13 protein-coding genes are annotated in these 14,615 nt (G+C 64.1%); 10 read left to right on the plus strand and 3 right to left on the minus strand.

The window, feature by feature from the left end; translation table 11 throughout:
* Window positions 1-17 precede the first annotated feature (17 nt).
* Both F4Y72_05245 and F4Y72_05250 read left to right on the plus strand, forming a co-directional pair.
* Window positions 18-1,385, plus strand: a complete 1,368-nt coding sequence (locus F4Y72_05245; protein ID MXZ27693.1) for an aminotransferase class V-fold PLP-dependent enzyme — start codon at window positions 18-20, stop codon at window positions 1,383-1,385.
* A complete protein-coding gene (locus F4Y72_05250; protein MXZ27694.1) occupies window positions 1,382-2,800 on the plus strand; it encodes an aminopeptidase P family protein in 1,419 nt (472 codons plus the stop codon). The genes F4Y72_05245 and F4Y72_05250 overlap by 4 nt, the downstream gene beginning before the upstream one ends.
* 12 nt (window positions 2,801-2,812) lie before the next feature.
* Here F4Y72_05250 and F4Y72_05255 read toward each other — a convergent pair whose 3' ends face one another.
* On the minus strand, window positions 2,813-4,336 hold the full coding sequence (locus F4Y72_05255; protein MXZ27695.1) for an AMP-binding protein: 1,524 nt from the start codon (window positions 4,334-4,336) through the stop codon (window positions 2,813-2,815).
* A gap of 113 nt (window positions 4,337-4,449) precedes the next feature.
* Between F4Y72_05255 and F4Y72_05260 the strand changes: the two genes are divergently transcribed.
* From F4Y72_05260 to F4Y72_05295, 8 genes are all read left to right on the plus strand, one after another.
* Window positions 4,450-5,007: a cytochrome c3 family protein gene (locus F4Y72_05260; protein ID MXZ27696.1), complete on the plus strand. Its 558-nt coding sequence runs from the start codon at window positions 4,450-4,452 to the stop codon at window positions 5,005-5,007.
* A 4-nt stretch (window positions 5,008-5,011) separates the two neighbouring features.
* Window positions 5,012-7,198: a molybdopterin-dependent oxidoreductase gene (locus F4Y72_05265; protein ID MXZ27697.1), complete on the plus strand. Its 2,187-nt coding sequence runs from the start codon at window positions 5,012-5,014 to the stop codon at window positions 7,196-7,198.
* A gap of 4 nt (window positions 7,199-7,202) precedes the next feature.
* Complete coding sequence (locus tag F4Y72_05270) at window positions 7,203-8,051, plus strand: 4Fe-4S dicluster domain-containing protein (protein ID MXZ27698.1); 849 nt, start codon at window positions 7,203-7,205, stop codon at window positions 8,049-8,051.
* 2 nt (window positions 8,052-8,053) lie between these two features.
* Window positions 8,054-9,409 (plus strand): hypothetical protein, encoded by a 1,356-nt coding sequence (locus F4Y72_05275; GenBank protein MXZ27699.1) that lies wholly within the window; start codon window positions 8,054-8,056, stop codon window positions 9,407-9,409.
* A complete protein-coding gene (locus F4Y72_05280; GenBank protein ID MXZ27700.1) occupies window positions 9,409-9,903 on the plus strand; it encodes a DUF3341 domain-containing protein in 495 nt (164 codons plus the stop codon). Before F4Y72_05275 ends, F4Y72_05280 begins: the two co-directional genes overlap by 1 nt.
* Window positions 9,900-10,481: a cytochrome c gene (locus F4Y72_05285; GenBank protein ID MXZ27701.1), complete on the plus strand. Its 582-nt coding sequence runs from the start codon at window positions 9,900-9,902 to the stop codon at window positions 10,479-10,481. Before F4Y72_05280 ends, F4Y72_05285 begins: the two co-directional genes overlap by 4 nt.
* On the plus strand, window positions 10,478-11,737 hold the full coding sequence (locus F4Y72_05290) for a hypothetical protein (GenBank protein MXZ27702.1): 1,260 nt from the start codon (window positions 10,478-10,480) through the stop codon (window positions 11,735-11,737). The genes F4Y72_05285 and F4Y72_05290 overlap by 4 nt, the downstream gene beginning before the upstream one ends.
* Window positions 11,738-11,890: 153 nt before the next feature.
* Window positions 11,891-12,157, plus strand: a complete 267-nt coding sequence (locus F4Y72_05295) for a hypothetical protein (GenBank protein MXZ27703.1) — start codon at window positions 11,891-11,893, stop codon at window positions 12,155-12,157.
* Between the two features lie 47 nt (window positions 12,158-12,204).
* On the opposite strand, the gene F4Y72_05300 is transcribed toward F4Y72_05295, so the two are convergent.
* Entirely contained in the window at window positions 12,205-12,609 is a 405-nt protein-coding gene (locus F4Y72_05300) for an RnfABCDGE type electron transport complex subunit B (GenBank protein ID MXZ27704.1), read from the minus strand.
* Window positions 12,610-12,616: 7 nt separating this feature from the next.
* A complete protein-coding gene (gene metG / locus F4Y72_05305; GenBank protein MXZ27705.1) occupies window positions 12,617-14,614 on the minus strand; it encodes a methionine--tRNA ligase in 1,998 nt (665 codons plus the stop codon).
* Between the last annotated feature and the right edge of the window lies 1 nt (window position 14,615).

A 14,615-nucleotide genomic window follows, 5' to 3' on the forward strand; every position in this document is an offset into this window, starting at 1 on the left:
CAGCGGCGTAGTCTATTATGGTCTTTCGTCGATTTCGGGGAGGCGCGCCGATGCCGGAGCCCTTGCGAGAAACGGTACTGGAGCCGGGAACCGCGGCCGGCGTTTCGCGCCGACGATTTCTGGGCGCGATCGCGGCAGGGTCGGCCGGGGCGCTTCTGGCCGGCGGGGCGTCCAGGGCCGAGGCCCGGGCGTCGCTCACAGTGATTGAACAAGCGCGGGAGGACGCGCTGCCGGAAGAGGATTTCTGGTCGAAGGTGCGCGGCGAGTTCCTGATCTCGGAAGAGTTGGCCTATATGAACAGCGGTACGCTCGGTCCGATGCCCAAGCCCGTGTTTTACGCCGTTGTCGACGGCTACCGGGCGCTGGCCGCCGATCCGGGCCGCGAGAACGCGCGCCAGTTGGAGGCCCAGGACGACTTGCGGCAGAAACTGGCCGATTTCGTCAATGCCGACGCCGGCGAGGTCGCATTGACCCGGAATACGACCGAGGGCATGAGTTTCATCGCCAACGGTCTCGACCTCAAGGCCGGAGACGAGGTGCTGTGCACCTTTCATGAGCATCCGGGCGGGCTGGAGCCCTGGAAGATTAAGGCGAAACGTCACGGCGTGGTCGTGAAGGAGCTGCCGTTTCCGGTTCCACCCTCGGACCCGTCCGAAATCCTGAACCGCTTCGAGGACGCCATCACTCCCCGCACCCGCGTGATCAGCGTCAGTCACGTTACCTTTCCAACCGGCTGTGTGCTGCCGGTGAAGGAACTGGCGGCCCTGGCCCGGTCCCGCGGAATCCTTACGCTGGCCGATGGTGCGCATGCGATCGGGATGCTGGACCTGGACATGCAGGACCTGGGCGTCGATTTCTATGCGTCCAGTCCCTACAAGTGGGCGGGGGCGCCGGTCGGGACCGGCTTTCTGTACCTGCGGCGCGAGTCGCAGGAGCGGGTCTGGCCGACTGTGGCTACGATGGGCTGGGACGACGAGGAGACCGGCGCCAGGCGCTACGACCGCCTGAGCCAGCGCGCCGGTCCGCTGCTGCTGGCGACGATTACGGCGCTTGGGTTTCAGAATGCCATCGGCCGCGGCCGCATAGAGCAACGCATCATGGCGCTGGCCGCCCGACTGCGGGAAAGGCTCGGGGAAATTGCGGGAGTGACGCTGTACGCCTCGGACGATAGGGAACTCTGTTCCGGGCTGACCGGGTTCACCCTGGAGGGTTTTGGCCGGACGGAGGTCGTTGAGACCTTGTGGCGGCGCAACCGTGTGTGGGTGCGGGAAATCGATTACGGCCTGAGTACGGTGCGCGCCTCGACCCACCATTTCAATACCGCGGACCAGGTGGACCGGCTGGCCGAGGGAGTACGCCAGATCTTCTCGGAGGGAACGCTATGACGAAGCCCGATCCTTATCAGATCGAACGCCGGGACTTCTTCGCCGGGATTGCCGGCGGGGCCGCATTTGCGCTGGGCGCCGGGATGCTGGGCGCGCAGAAGGCGCACGCCAACTGGGGGCTGATCGCCCCCGGACCGGTGCCCGGCGAGGACTTTGACGGGCGCAGCCTCGTCAACAAGCCGCGCGCCTACGAGGTGATGGAACAGGAGGGCGTCGACGGGATCGTCGCGCTCAACCCGGTCAATGTCTTCTACCTCGGCAATTACTTTTCATACGAGGTGCAGAAGCTCAGGGCCATTCCCAGTTTTGCGGTCATGCCCCGGGATCCCGGCAAACCCTCCTTTCTGGTGGTCGCTTCCACGGACTTGTGGTTCATCGCCAACGCCGAGCGGGAATATCCCGAGATCATTCCGTACAGCGCGCCGGTGGCGTGGGAAAAATACCGGGACCCGGAAACCTGGAACCAGCCGCCGGAATCGCGCGGCGGCATTCGCCGGCCGATCCGGGAAGAGAGCCTGACGGACATTGAACGCGGCTGGGTGGAGATGGAGCGCCGCTACGAGAACCGCAAGGCGGCCACGCCGGAATGGGCGCTGATTCGCGCGCTGGAGGAAGCCGGGCTGGAGAAGGGCCGGGTAGCGGTGGACGACATGAGCATTGCCCACATCCTGTCCAGCCTGGGGCAGGACAGGATCACCTGCGTGCCCGGCGACAACACCTTTCGCAAGATCCGGATGATCAAGTCCGACGTGGAACTCGTGCATATGCGCGCCGCGGCGCGGGCCAACCAGGACGCCTGCATGGCGATGCTTCGGCAAGTCGAAGCGGGCATGACCAAGGCGGACACGGACCAGCTCTTCCTTCAGGAAGCGGCCAAACGCGGCGCGAAGGCGATCTGGATCGCGATGGGCACGATCGGCGGGTTCGCCGACGGCGAGGTCGTGCCGGGACGCCCGATGATGGTCGACGCGGTGTGCCAGATCAACTACTACCATGGCGACTTCGGCCGCACCTGGTGCCTGGGCGAGCCCCGCAAGGACGTCCTTGACCGGGTCGGCATCATCCGCAAGGGCTATGAGGCGGCGCTGGACGTGATCCGTCCGGGCCTGAAGTATTCGGAACTGCGGGCGCATGCGGGCGAGGCCATGAACAAGGCGAACGCCACGCTGGCCAAAGCCACCTTCGGCGCCTCGCCGCATTCCGTGGGACTGCAGCATACGGATCAGCCGTACCGGGACGGTTTGCCGTTCATGGTTGCCGACGATCTGACGTTCCGGGAGAACATGACGCTGACCATCGACATGCCGTCGCTGGAGATGGGGTGGGGCGGCGCGCACCTGGAAGATCTGATCGTCGTTACCAAAGACGGATTCGAGCCGCTGGCGACGATGGACGACCCGCTGGTCGTACTCTAGCAATCCGGGGAATCAGCTTCGGGAGTTGTTTTCCTGCCGGCGCACGATGTCGGTGAGGGTGCGGAAGTCGGTCTTGCCGCTTCCCATGGCGGGGAACTCATTCACCACGACGTATTTTTTGGGCAGCGCCAGGTTGGGCAGGTGTTCAGCGAGTTTCCTGGAGACGTCCTGTTCATCGATCTGCTGACTGGTGACGGCAATGATTCGTGAACCTCGCCTTGCATCGGGCAATTCCACGGCGCAACACTCCACGTCTTCCCCGGTCACCGCCTTGAGCGCCTCTTCCACGTTCACCAGGGAGATCATCTCGCCGCCTATCTTGACGAATCGCTTGAGACGACCCTTGTGCCACAGATAGCCATCCTCATCGAGAACCCCGAGATCGCCGGTGTCATACCAGCCTGACTTCAATCGCAGATGGGACTCTGCCATGTCGTTCAGGTAACCGGACATGACCCCTTCGCCTTTCACCATGATCTTGCCGGTCTCGCCGGGCGCACAGTCCTCCCCGTTGTCGATATTCTCGATTCGCACGCGAGTGCCCGGTATTGGCACGCCGATGCTGCCGGGGCGATTTCCGCCCCTTGGGTTCACCGAGATAACCGGTGAAGTCTCGGTGGCGCCGTAACCTTCGAAAATCTCCAGTTTGTGCTTCTCCCGGTAGAGTTTCCTGAGGGAATCGGGACATTTGTCGGCGCCCGCAACGGTCAGTATCACACTGGCGAAATCTCCCGGCCGGGACTGTCTTGCATATCCTTCCAGGAACAGTGGAGTGCCGACAAGCAGCTGGGGTTTTTCTTCCTTGACAAGTCCGGCGATGACCTTGAAATCAAGAGGGTTGGGATAGGTAATGGCCGTCATTCCCAGACACAGGGGAGTCCAGAGATGGATGGTCAGGCCAAACACATGAAAGTAGGGAAGTATGGCCAACATGTGATCCATCCCGTGGATGTCCATCATGTCGGAAAATGAATCTATGTTGGACAGGATGTTTCGCTGAGTAAGCTGGACACCCTTGGGGTCTTTCTCGCTGCCGCTGGTAAACAGGATTACGGCGGGACTGTCCAGGTCACCGCTGCCTGTAATGCGCTTCAGCGGCCCCAGCGGCAGCCTGGACTTGAGATAGGCCAGCAGCTTTTCGTAGTGGCCCAGTCCGGCCATGATGTCCTCCATGAACACCATGCCCGGCAACTCCTCGCAGCCCACCCGTTCCACCAGTGCGCGGGCTGTGACGATGGTTCGGAAATCGCATTGGGCTTGCGCATACGCGCAGTTTTTCGCGGCGCCGGTCGAATAGTTGATCATGACGGGCGTCAATCCGCCCATCAGCGCACCCACGACAGCCAGCGCTCCACCCGACGAAGTGGGCAGCATGATTCCAATGCGGCCTCGCTCCATTTTCCGGAAGCGCCGCGCCAAAACAAGCGCGCCCAGCAGGGCCCGCGAATAGGTCACATCCCGATGGATGGCCCTGTCCCTGATGGCTACCTTGTTCGGGTGTTTCCTTGCCCTTTCTATGAAGCGGTGTTGCAGCATGACCGGAGTGTAATCCAGCAAGCGCTGCGCTTGAATAAGCGCTGCGGTCGGAAAGGTGGGCAGACGGGCCGTAACCGTCTATAATCCCGCGCCGTCAAGGGTTGGAGTTGTTCGTGTCCATTGGTGTGTTCGAGGCCGCTCGGCCGGTAATAAAGGGGTTGATTATTGCCGTGCTGGCAGTTATCGGCGCCTATATCGGACATTGGGTGCACGGCGCCACGCTGAACGACTATACGCCGGTCCAGCCGATCGAATTCAGCCACGAGGTGCACGCCGGCGAAAACGAGATTGCCTGCGAGTACTGCCATTCCTGGGCCGGCCGCTCGGCGACGGCAGGCGTGCCCAGCGTCGAGACCTGCGTAGGCTGCCACAAGGGCCTGACCGAGGTCCGCGACAAGCCCGACGTCGTGAAGCTCTTCGACTACTGGGAGCGCGGGGAAGGCATCCCCTGGATCAAGGTCCACGACACTCCGGATTTCGTCCATTTCCGGCACAAGCCGCATATCCGCGGCGGCGTTGAATGCCAGACCTGCCACGGGCCGGTGGAGGAAATGGCCCGCGTTACGCGGCGCGTCGATCTGAACGAAAACCTTCGCATGCCCTGGTGCATCGATTGCCACACCGAGGAAGACGTGGCCAACGGCCGCGATTGCCTCACCTGCCACTACTGACGCCATGCTGAGCCGCAGGGACATATTCAAGTACCTGGCCGGTGGCGGCGTCGGCGTCGGGACCGGTCTTCTGCTGGGCGAAGTGAACCAGCGGCCGCTGGAAACGCTCCTTTCCACGCATATTCCGCCCGAGGATTTCTCCCCGGGCATGGACACCTGGTACAACACGCTGTGCCGCATGTGCCCGGCCGGCTGCGGCATTTCTGTGCGGGTGAGGGAAGGCCGGGCCAAGAAGATCGAAGGCAACGCCAACCATCCCGTGAGCCGGGGCGGCACCTGCGCGCTGGGACAGGCCAGTCTCAACGCCCTCTACAACCCCGACCGGCTGCGCTCGCCGATGCGTTCCGACGGGGAAGGCGGCTTTGTGGAATCTTCCTGGGACGAGGCCCTCGAGGCCATTGCGCCGCGCCTGGGGGCCATGCAGTCCGCGGGAATGGGCGGCCGCACCTGGATCCTCACCGGCGGCTTGCTCAGTTCCGGCGAGGAGGCGCTGGACAAGTTCCGGGAGGCGTTGAGCGCGAACGTGCTGCGTCTCGGCCTTGACACCCCGGCAACCGAACTGGCGGCCGCGAAGGCCATGTACGGCTTCAGCGGTCTTCCGCACTACGACATTGCAAGGGCCGACCTGGTCGTGTCCTTCGGCGCCGACTTTCTCGGCGCCTGGCGCTCGCCGGTGGGCTATTCCAAGGACTACGGCGAGTTTCGCCAGGGCGGCGATGGCCATCGCGGATACCTCGTGCAGGTTGAGCCGCGCATGTCGCTGACCGGCGCCAATGCCGACGAATGGTTGCCCGCGCGGCCGGGCACCGAAGGCGCGCTGGCGCTGGCGCTGGCCGCGGACCTGCTTGGCCGGCGCGGTCCGGATCAGGAACCGGCAGGCTGGGAAGATCTGGCCGGCGCCCTGAGCCTTGAAGAGGCCGCCGCGCTGGCGGACCTGCCCGCCGAACGGTTGCGCGCGCTGGCCGAGAGGCTGGCGGCCGCGAAGACGCCCCTGGTCCTGGGTGGCGGTGCGGCGGGCGCCGGATCGAACGCAACCGAAACGCTGACCTGCGTGGCGGCGCTGAACCGGATCCTGGGCGCCACCGGGACTACGGTCAGGCCCAACCTGGCGCACGCGCCCCGATATTCCGCGTTGAGCGAAATCGAGGAATTCGTTGCCAGGGCGGCCAACGGCGAAGTGTCGCTGGTGATCGTGGCGGGCGTGGATCCGCTGCACGACCTGCCGGACTCACTCGGTTTGCGCGGCGCCCTGGACAGGGCCGAACTGGTTGTGGCGCTGGACAGCTTTCCCAGCGACACAGCCAGTGCGGCAGACTGGATCCTGGCTACGGACACCTTTTTCGAGACCTGGGACGACGACATTTCACTTCCCGGGAGCGGAAGGCTGTCGGTTACATTGCAACAGCCGGTGCAGAAGCGTCTCTACGACACGCTGTCGGTTACCGATATCGTCCTTCAGCTTGCGCAACGGTCCGGCGGGGCACTGGCCGAGGCCCTCCCGTATGAGGATGCCGAAGCCTATACCCGCTCCGAATGGGCGACTGCATGGACCAATCTCGGCATTCAGGACGATTTCGAAGCCGGTTTCCGGCAGGTGCAGCAGCAGGGCGTCTGGGTCGTCGACCTTGTGGAAGGAATGGCCGACCAGTTCTCGGCCGAAGCAACGGCGCCCGCGGCGCCGTCCGAAGCGCTGTTCGCCGGGGATGCATCCGAGTATCCCTTCGTGCTTCACCCCTTTCAGACGCCGGGGTTGCGCGAGGGCAAGGGCGCCAGGCTGCCCTGGATACAGGAACTGCCGGACCCGCAGACCAGCGTTGCCTACGGGAGCTGGGTCGAAGTGAACCCGGCGACCGCGGATGAACTGGAATTGAAGGACGGCGACGTCGTGGAAGTGAGTTCGCAGGCCGGAACGGTGACCGCGCCGGTGCTCCGCTATCCGGGCGTGCGTCCCGACGTGATCGCCATGCCGCTGGGGCAGGGGCACCAGGCGAACGGGCGCTACGCGCAGGGCCGCGGAGTGAACCCGGCCTCGCTGCTCGCGGCCCTGAGCGACGGCTCCACGGGAGCGCTGGCCTGGGCCGCCACCCGCGTGGCGTTGCGCAAGACCGGCGAGCGCGTGCGCCTGACGAAGACCAGCGGCGAAAGCCGCACGCTGGGCAGGCAGATTCTCGGACCGGACGACGAGCACTAGGACGATGAGCACCATACGGGACAAACTGCGCGAGTACCGCACCGACGGCTACTACACGGAATTCGAATACCACTGGACCATGGCCGTGGACCTGGACCGCTGCACCGGCTGCGAAGCCTGCGTGGTGGCCTGCCAGGCGGAGAACAACCTGCCCATCGTGGGCGAAAAGCGAATGCGCCAGGGCCGCGAGATGAAATGGATACGCATCGAGCGCTACTGGGACGGCGAATATCCGGACGCGCGGCTGAACTTCATCCCGATGATGTGCCAGCACTGCGACGATGCGCCCTGCGAAATCGCCTGCCCGGTGTTCGCCACCTATCACAACCAGGACGGGCTCAACGCGCAGGTGTACAACCGCTGCATCGGGACCCGCACCTGCGCCGTCTACTGTCCCTACGAAGTGCGATTCTTCAACTGGTTCACCTACACCTGGGACGAGCCGCTGGAGCAGCAGCTGAACCCGGACGTGACCGTGCGCGAGAAGGGCGTCATGGAAAAGTGCACGTTCTGCGTGCAGCGCATCAACCGCGCCAAGGACCTGGCGCGCGACGAGGACCGCCGCGTGGCCGACGGCGAGGCCCAGCCGGCCTGCGCCCAGGCCTGCCCGACCGACGCGATCGTGTTCGGCGACCGCAACGATCCCGAGAGCGCCGTTTCGCGCAAGCTCGAAGACCCGCGGGCCTACGAAGTGCTCAAGGAGCTGAATACGCATCCCAGCGTCGTCTACCTCAAGAACGCCCGCGAACCGCTGGCTGGCAGCGCCGATGACGACCATCACGGCGACGAATCCGACAGCCACGCCGCAAGCCCGGTCATGTGGTCGGAAGAATCGAGTGAAGCGGTGGCCTGACCATGTCCGCGACCCGGGAACTCATGTTCGACCACGGCCAGCCGAGCTACTCGGAGGTCAACACCGATGTCATCAATGCGCTCACCACAACCACCTGGCGCTACTGGGTAACGCTCGGCATATCCGCCGCCACGGCGCTGCTGTTCTTTGTCGCGCCCTGGATCTACCAGATCATCGTGGGCGTGGGCGCCGCGGGCATGAACCGCAACGCGATGTGGGGCACCTACCTGTCCAACTTCATTTTCTGGATCGGGCTGAGCCACTCGGGAACGCTGCTGTCGGCGGTGCTGCATATCACGCAGTCGGACTGGCGCAAGTCGATCTACCGCAGCGCGGAGGCGATGACGCTGTTCTCGCTGATGACCGCGGCCATGTTCGTGATGGTGCACGTGGGGCGGGTGTGGTTCGTGCACTGGACCTTCCCGATTCCCAACCCCATGGAACTGTGGCCGAACTTCCGCTCGCCGCTGATGTTCGACGTGATGGCGATCCTGACCTATCTCACGGCCAGCAGCGTGTTCATCTACATGGGCTCGCTGCCGGACTTCGCCGCGGTGCGCGACCGCTCCACCGGCTTGCGCCGGAGGATTTACGCGGTCATGTGCTTCGGCTGGCGCGGAACGGCGCATGAATGGCACACGCTGGGCTGGGCCTACACCTTCTTCGCCGTGCTCGTGATCCCGCTGGCGGTGTCGGTGCACTCCATCGTGTCCTGGGACTTCGCCATGTCCACGGTGCCCGGCCTGCACCACACCATATTTGCGCCCTATTTCGTCTGCGGGGCGATCTACTCGGGCACGGCGGGGATCGTGACCGTGATGTGGATGCTGCGGAAATTCATGGGTTTCGGCCGCTACATCGGACAGCTGCACATCGACAACCTCTCCAAGCTGCTGCTGGTGCTTTCGCTCATCTGGACGTACATCAACATCTGTGAGAACTTCAGCGGCTGGTACAGCGGCACGAGTTTCGAATACGAAGCGATCCTTTACAGGATCTGGGAAGGCCCGTTCTGGTGGCTGTACTGGGAGATGATCCTGTTCTGCGCCGTGGTTCCGCTGGTGCTGTTCTCGCGCCGTATCCGCACCAACTGGAACCTGATGCTGGTGATCTCCATCCTGATCAACATCGGCATGCTCACGGAACGCTTCGTCATCGTCGCCAGTTCGCTGCCGCGCAAGTTCCTGCCCGACGTGTTCGGAACCTACTTCCCGAGCCTGGTCGAGATTTCCATCACGGTCGGCTCGTTTGCCATCTTCACGACGCTGTTCCTGCTGTTCGTGAAGATATTCCCGGCCGTTTCCATCTACGAGGTCAAGGAGACGCTCAACCCCTTGCGCAAGAGGGAGGCCCACTGATGACGCTGCTGGCCTCCTTCGCGCACGAAGACGCCGCGCTGGACGCCGCCCGGGCCCTGCGCGAGAAGGGCGTTGCCGGAGTGGATCTGTATTCGCCGATCCCGCTGCACGGGGCCGAGGAAGCGCTGGGACTGGGCAAGTCCCTGGTGCGCGTGTTCACGCTGCTCGGGGGCATCCTGGGCGCGATCGGCGGATTTACGCTGTGCGTCTGGACCGCCACGCGCTTCATCCTGCCGACCGCCGGCCGGCCGGTGATCACGCTGCCGCCGTACCTGCTGATCACCTACGAGAGCACCATCCTGCTGGGCACGCTGATGACGCTGCTGGGTTTCTTCGTGGTGGCGCGCTTGCCGGCGTGGCGGGACCGCACTTACCGGGCGTCCAGCAACGTGGACCGCTTCGTGATTTCGGTGGCCGGGCCGGGCGCGTCCGACGCCGAGGAGATCCTTCGCGCCGCCGGCGCCGAGTCGATCGAGCGGGAGCAGTCGGAATGAGCCGCGTCGCTCTCGCCCTGCTCGCAGCCGCGCTGGTCGTACCGGGCGTGGCCGGTGCCTTGCCGTGGAACGACGACATGAAGGACCAGGTGAGCGTCAAGACCCAGGAAACCACGGTGGAACTGCCGGCGGAATCCGTTCCCGCCGATGGCGGCGAACTGGACGGGCCGGCCGACCTTGCGGAACTGGTGCGCGCGCGGCTGAAGGCCGGCGAGGAACTGAGCAATCCGCTCGCCGCGGAGGATGCGGACGACGGCCGCGCGGCGGAGATGTACGACATCTACTGCCGCGTATGCCACGGCGTCGCGGGCGCCGGCGACGGCAGCGTGGGACTCAAGTACAACCCGCAGCCCATGGACCTCACCTTGCCTTACGTGCAGCAGCAGACCGACGGCCAGCTCTACTACACGATCACGCACGGCGGCGTGATCATGCCCAGCTACCGGTTTGCGATGTCGAAGGAAGACCGCTGGCGCATCGTGCAGTACCTGCGTACCGGCCTGCTTGAGGAAGCCGCCAGAGTGGCGGAGGCCGCCGAGGCCGAGGCCGAGTCCGGCGGCGAGACGGCGGCGGAATGAGCGTCAGCGGCGGCACGGGTGCGCTGGGCGCGAAGGCGTTCCTGGCCACGATCGGTTTTCTCGCGGGCATTGCGGCCGTTTCCTTCGCGCTGCTCTGGATGGACGGCGCCGACAGCGATTTTCCCTGGGGATTCGCGCTGGTCATGTGGATGTTCGTGCTGGGCCTGAGCCAGGCGGGTATCTGTTTTACCGCGGTCATGCGCCTTTGCAAGGCGGAATTTTCGGGGGTCTTCTATCGTCTCGGCGAAGTGATGACGCTGGCGTTCCTGCCGTTCGCCTTTATCGGATTCGCCCTGATCTTCTCCTGCGGGCGCGAGTCCCTGTTCTACTGGCTGCAGGAAGGCGACCACGGACCCTTGAGTCCGTGGCTGAACGAGAACCTGCTGCTGTGGCGCAACCTCGTGGCGCTGGCGGCCTTCTACGTGCTGTCCGTGCTGTATTTCCTCTGGGGCCTGCTGCCGGATATCCGCGACGAACTGGCTGAAAGCGGCAATCCCGTGTGCCGCGCCTGCTGGCGGTGGCTGGCGGCCTGGCGCGGGCGGGTGAGCCTTTTCACGCTGCAGCGGCGCCTGTATTTCTCGTCCTTCTTCATCCTCTTCTTCTATGTCATGTCGAACTCCTTCATCGCCTGGGACTTCGGGATGACGCTGATTTCGCACTACCACAGCAGCGTTTATCCCCTCTACTACATCCAGGGCATCAACCTGGCCGGGTCGGCGGCGATCCTCCTGATGAGCGCGGTGCTGTGGCGCAGCGAGGGCCTGAAGGACTGGTTCGACGCGGGCCGTCTCAAGCAGATGGGCATCCTGATCACGTCCTTCAGCCTGTTGTGGCTCTACATGTTCTGGGCCCAGTTCTTCGTGTCCTGGTTCGGCAACCTCGACTACGAGTACGGGGTGGTTTCGCTTCAGATGTACGGGCACTACCAGCCGTTTTTCTGGGTCATGGTCAGCTGCATGTTCTTCGCCCCCCTGCTGTGCGGTATCGCGGCCTGGGTCAAGCGCACCTGGCCGGCCATGCTGGCGCTTTCCGGGCTGATCGTGGTGGGCTTCTGGATCAACCGCTATCTCAACATTCTGCCGATACTGGAACCCGAGCATGTGCCGTTCGCCGACGTCCGGGAGTGGTTCATTGCGATTTCGGCGCTGGCTTCCTGGTTCTTCCTGGTCCTGGTGATGTTCCGCAGCATGCCGATGATCTCCGCCTGGCAGATCAGCCACTACGCGACCGAAGAACAACTCGAAGCCGCCTCCTGACGGAGGGAGGGCGTCCCCGCCCTCCAAACGAAAAGCGAGTTACGGTGCATAGCCAGGGGACGATGGCCGCTTGTTCGACTGGAGTCCCATATCTGCATAAACGGGTGCGAATAACGGGGTGCTGTTTCCTGCCTCCGCGCTATACTGAAGTCCGTGAACACTGCCGCGTTTCATTCTCTGCAGGCGGCGCAATCATTGCGCGATTCCGGGTTGGAACAAGGGCCGGCTGAGGCGATCGCCGATCTGTTTTTCAGGCTGGAAGATACCTATATCCCAAGGAACGAGATCCAGGCCATGCAACTGGCCATCGAAAACAGGATTGAGCAGGGCACTAACGCGGTCTTGCGTCGCATCAACGCCGTATTGCTGACCAGTCTGGCCGTAGGCGGCGGGCTGATTGCAGCGCTTGTCGTCACGTAGGTCCTTCCCCGGCCCTAGAGGCGGGTCTACTTCGGCAGGACGGCAATTCAGGAAAGGCTTCGGATCAGGTCTTCGATTTCGTCGTCGGTCGGCGTAGAAGCGGTAGCCGGCGGCGCGCCGGAAACCCGCGCTTCGGCACTATCGCCCATCGCGGCCAGCCGGACCTTGCGGGCGCGAAATCGCCGCTGCGCCGTCTTTCCCAGTCCGCGCAGCTTGTCGCGTCGCATGCCTTCATCCTCATCATCGGCGGGCGCGCCGGGAAAGCGCGGTTCGATGGCGATGCAGTCCACGGGACAGGGCGGCAGGCACAAGCCGCAGCCCACGCACTCGTCGTGAATGATCGTATGAGTGAAGTTGCGGCTGCCGATAATGGCGTCCACGGGACAGGCCGGAAGGCAGCGTGCGCAGCCCACGCATAGCGCTTCGTCGATTCGCGCTACCGAGGGCTGCATGCCGGCACTAGCGCACGCGCATGCCCGGTTCCGCGCCTTCGTCGGGAGAAAGCAGGAACACCCGCGACTCTCCCTCGCCGGCGGCCAGCACCATGCCTTCCGACACGCCGAAACGCATCTTGCGCGGCTTCAGGTTCGCCACCAGCACCACCTTGCGTCCCACCAGGATTGAAGGGGCGTAGGCGCCGGCAATCCCGGCGAATACGGTGCGGCCCTTGCCGCCGTCGTCCAGCGTCAGGCGCAACAGCCGGTTGGCGCCGGCTACGCGCTCGGCCTTGACGATCTTCGCCACCCGCAGGTCCGTGCGCAGGAATTCGTCGATATCGATGGGTTCGGAATGCTCGACTTCGGCGGCGGACTGCTCGCGATTGGTTTCGACCAGCGCCTTGAGCGTCTTGAGCGATATTCGGCCCGCCAGCGGTTTGAACTCGGCAATCGATTCGCCAAGCAGGGGTTCGTCCACCTCGTTCCAGTTCAATTCGGAGCGCAGAAACGCCTCGGCCTTCGAGGAGATTTGCGGAAGAACAGGGGCGATATAGGTCATGAGCACCCGGAACAGGTTGATTCCCTGCGTGACGATCGCCTGCAGTTCGTCCTGCCTGTCCGGACTCTTGGCCAGTTCCCAGGGTTTTTGCTCGTTGATCCAGACGTTGGCGCGGTCGGCCAGGGCCATGATCGCCCGCATGGCCTTGCCGTAGGAACGGGATTCGTAGTGCTTGCCGATCTGCTCCCTTAGCGCGACGAATTCCTCGTACAGGGCCGGGTCGTGCAGGCGCGGTCCGAGACGGTTGCCGAACCCGCGCTGCACGAAACTGGCGCAGCGGCTGGCGATGTTCACCAGCTTGCCCACCAGATCGGAATTGATCCGTGCAGCGAAGTCTTCCAGCTGCAGGTCGATGTCGTCCAGGCCGGAACCCAGTTTCGCCGCGTAGTAATAGCGCAGATACTCGGGATCCAGACCGGCCGCCAGGTAGTCGGCCGCGGTAATGAAGGTGCCCTTGGACTTGGACATCTTCATTCCGTCCACGGTGAGGAAGCCGTGCACGAAAACGCCGCTGGGGGTGCGCATGCCCGAGCCCAGCAGCACCGCCGGCCAGAACAACGCGTGGAAGTAGAGGATGTCCTTGCCGATGAAGTGATAGAGTTCGGCGTCGCTGTCCGGGCCGAAATAGCGCTCGAACCGGCTGTCGCCGTCCTCGCCGGGGCCGCAGAGATTGCGGAAGCTGGCCATGTAGCCCACCGGCGCGTCGAGCCAGACGTAGAAATACTTGCCCGTCTCGCCCGGCACCTCGAACCCGAAATACGGCTCGTCGCGCGTGATGTCCCAGTCCTTCAGGCCTTCCTTGAACCACTCGGCCAGCTTGTTGCGGGCGCCGCGGTCCAGGTTGCTGGCCTGCATCCAGGTCTTCAGCAGCGATTCGAACTCGCCCAGCTTGAAGAACTTGTGCTCGGATTCGCGCGTGACCGGCGGGCGGCCGCTCAGGATCGAACGCGGGTTGACCAGTTCGGACGGTGCGTAGGTGGCGCCGCAGGCCGTGCAGCTGTCGCCGTACTGGTCTTCCGCCCCGCACGACGGGCACTCGCCCCGCACGTAGCGGTCGGGCAGGAACATGCCCGCTTCCTCGTCATAGGCCTGCTGGATGGTGCGCGCATGAATGTAGCCGCGTTCCACCAGCCGGGCGTAGATACGTTCCACAAGTTCCCGGTTCTCCGGTGAGTGCGTAGTGTAGAAATTGTCGAAGCGAATCCCGAAGGCCTCGAAGTCCCGCACATGGGCTGCCCGGCAGGACTCGGCGTATTCCTCGGGGCTGACTCCTTCTTCGCGCGCCTTCAGCATCGTTGGAGTGCCGTGCGCGTCGGTGGCGCAGACAAACGTGCAGTCGGCGCCCGAGTGCCGCTGGTAGCGCACCCAGATGTCGGTCTGCACCATCTCCAGCAGGTTGCCGAGGTGGATCTGACCGCTGGCGTACGGCAGCGCCGCGGTAACGAGGATCTTGCGCGCCATG

Source organism: Gammaproteobacteria bacterium, assembly GCA_009838035.1.
Classification (GTDB): Bacteria; Pseudomonadota; Gammaproteobacteria; order Steroidobacterales; family Foliamicaceae; genus Foliamicus.

Coding starts and splice junctions, on each gene's coding strand:
- F4Y72_05285 (MXZ27701.1), top strand. CDS start 9,900: ATGAGCCGCGTCGCTCTCGCCCTGCTCGCAGCCGCGCTGGTCGTACCG.
- F4Y72_05245 (MXZ27693.1), top strand. CDS start 18: ATGGTCTTTCGTCGATTTCGGGGAGGCGCGCCGATGCCGGAGCCCTTG.
- F4Y72_05300 (MXZ27704.1), bottom strand. CDS start 12,609: ATGCAGCCCTCGGTAGCGCGAATCGACGAAGCGCTATGCGTGGGCTGC.
- F4Y72_05280 (MXZ27700.1), top strand. CDS start 9,409: ATGACGCTGCTGGCCTCCTTCGCGCACGAAGACGCCGCGCTGGACGCC.
- F4Y72_05270 (MXZ27698.1), top strand. CDS start 7,203: ATGAGCACCATACGGGACAAACTGCGCGAGTACCGCACCGACGGCTAC.
- F4Y72_05265 (MXZ27697.1), top strand. CDS start 5,012: ATGCTGAGCCGCAGGGACATATTCAAGTACCTGGCCGGTGGCGGCGTC.
- F4Y72_05250 (MXZ27694.1), top strand. CDS start 1,382: ATGACGAAGCCCGATCCTTATCAGATCGAACGCCGGGACTTCTTCGCC.
- F4Y72_05275 (MXZ27699.1), top strand. CDS start 8,054: ATGTCCGCGACCCGGGAACTCATGTTCGACCACGGCCAGCCGAGCTAC.
- metG (MXZ27705.1), bottom strand. CDS start 14,614: ATGGCGCGCAAGATCCTCGTTACCGCGGCGCTGCCGTACGCCAGCGGT.
- F4Y72_05255 (MXZ27695.1), bottom strand. CDS start 4,336: ATGCTGCAACACCGCTTCATAGAAAGGGCAAGGAAACACCCGAACAAG.
- F4Y72_05290 (MXZ27702.1), top strand. CDS start 10,478: ATGAGCGTCAGCGGCGGCACGGGTGCGCTGGGCGCGAAGGCGTTCCTG.